Here is a 1,834-nt window from a genome sequence, read left to right as displayed (position 1 = left end):
CTACCACTGGCTGCTTGGTAGCCTCTGGCTTAGGCTTATCTACCACTGGCTGTTTGGTGCCCTCGGGCTTGGGCTGCTCAACCACCGGCCCCTTGGTACCTTCTGGCTTGGGCTGATCTACCACTGGCTGCTTGGTACCTTCTGGCTTGGGCTGATCTACCACTGGCTGCTTGGTGCCCTCTGGCTTGGGCTGCTCAACCACTGGCTGCTTGGTGCCCTCTGGCTTGGGCTGCTCAACCACCGGCTCCTTGGTGCCGCCGCGTGGCTTGGGCCTATCTGTTACTGGCGTGGAGAAGCCGCCCGGCTTGGGCTTATCCGTTACTGGCTTGGTGTCACCATTCGGCTTGGGCTCATCCGCTGCCGGTTTGGTATCTTCCTCTGCCTTCGGGGAACAACGAGCGATAACCACTTTGCCAGAATTCACTTCCCCTAGTTGAAGCAGTCCGGAGTTCAGGCTCGATCCATACAGTCGCTGCAGGCCAGTGCGGTCACCTACCAGCGGAGCGGAAAGATTAAGCAACTTGGATCCTGTCGAGGCCTGGTTGTCTGCCGCCGAGTTCGCATCGGCATGAGAGGACTTCACGGCGTCACTGTCGCCTGGGTTGCCAGGATGAGCCAACGGTGACGGTTGAGGGGTCACGTTCGGCGTGGGCATATGGTAATTTGCAGCGGATGCAGGTGCATTAATCATAATTACGTTTTCTCAGTTAGTTAAAAACAACAACACAACACTTCACAAGTAAAACACCCGTGAACTCTTAAATAGCCAGTCTCTATATTGACTACTCAAACTTTTACGCACGCATCAAAAAACGGCGTTATTAACGAATAACAAGCCATGACTTGTTGTGAGCACTTAAACTTGACGTTATGTTTCACTCATAAAGAGCGACTTGAATCTATTCAGCGCGCTTCTGACGTCGAATGAATTCCCCTGCAAGCCCGCCCTGGAAATGACGACTATCAAAGGCTGGCGCCTGCATCGCCCGGTACTCGCCTGAATGGGCACTCAAGCCATAGGCTGGCCTTACGTTTCGAGTGACAGCTTTCGGCTCGCAAGGATCTGTGCGAGGGGTTGGTTTAGGCTCGCACGGGTCCGGACGTGGTTGCGGTTCACGTGGGTTCGGACGCGGTCTCGGCTCACATGGTTCCGGACGCGGCTGTGGCTCACACGGGTCCGGGCGTGGCTGCGGTTCACGTGGGTCCGGACGCGGCCTCGGCTCACGCGGGTCCGGGCGTGGCTGCGGTTCACGTGGGTCTGGACGCGGCTGTGGTTCACGTGGGTTCGGACGCGGCCTCGGCTCACGTGGGTCTGGACGCGGCTGTGGCTCACACGGGTCCGGACGCGGCCTCGGCTCACGTGGGTGCGGGCGTGGCTGCGGTTCACGTGGGTTCGGGCGCGGCCTCGGTTCACGTGGGTCTGGACGTGGGTACGGTTCACGTGGGTCCGGACGCGGCTGCGGCTGCGGCTCGCGTGGGTCCGGACGTGGCTGCGGTTCACGTGGGTTCGGACGCGGCCTCGGTTCACGTGGGTCTGGACGCGGCTGTGGCTCACACGGGTCCGGACGCGGCTGCGGTTCGCGTGGATCCGGACATGGCTGCGGTTCACGTGGGTCTGGACGTGGCTGCGGTTCACGTGGATCTGGACGCGGCTGCGGCTCGCGCGGGTCCGGACGTGGCTGCGGTTCGCGTGGATCTGGACGCGGCTGCGGCTCGCGCGGGTCCGGACGCGGCTGCGGCTCGCGCGGGTCCGGACGTGGCTGCGGTTCGCGTGGATCTGGACGCGGCTTCGGCTCGCACGGATCCGGACGCGGCTTTGGCTCACACGAATCCG

At 61.8% G+C, this 1,834-nt stretch carries 1 pseudogene; it reads right to left on the bottom strand.

The features are described 5' to 3' along the window. Window positions 1-691: pseudogene (locus tag QK296_RS17460) on the bottom strand (alkaline protease); the annotation flags it as partial. Between the last annotated feature and the right edge of the window lie 1,143 nt (window positions 692-1,834).

The sequence above is a fragment of the Pseudomonas sp. AL10 genome, assembly GCF_029960685.1.
Taxonomy (GTDB): domain Bacteria; phylum Pseudomonadota; class Gammaproteobacteria; order Pseudomonadales; family Pseudomonadaceae; genus Aquipseudomonas; species Aquipseudomonas lactis.
This window is presented reverse-complemented; position numbering and strand designations above follow the sequence as displayed.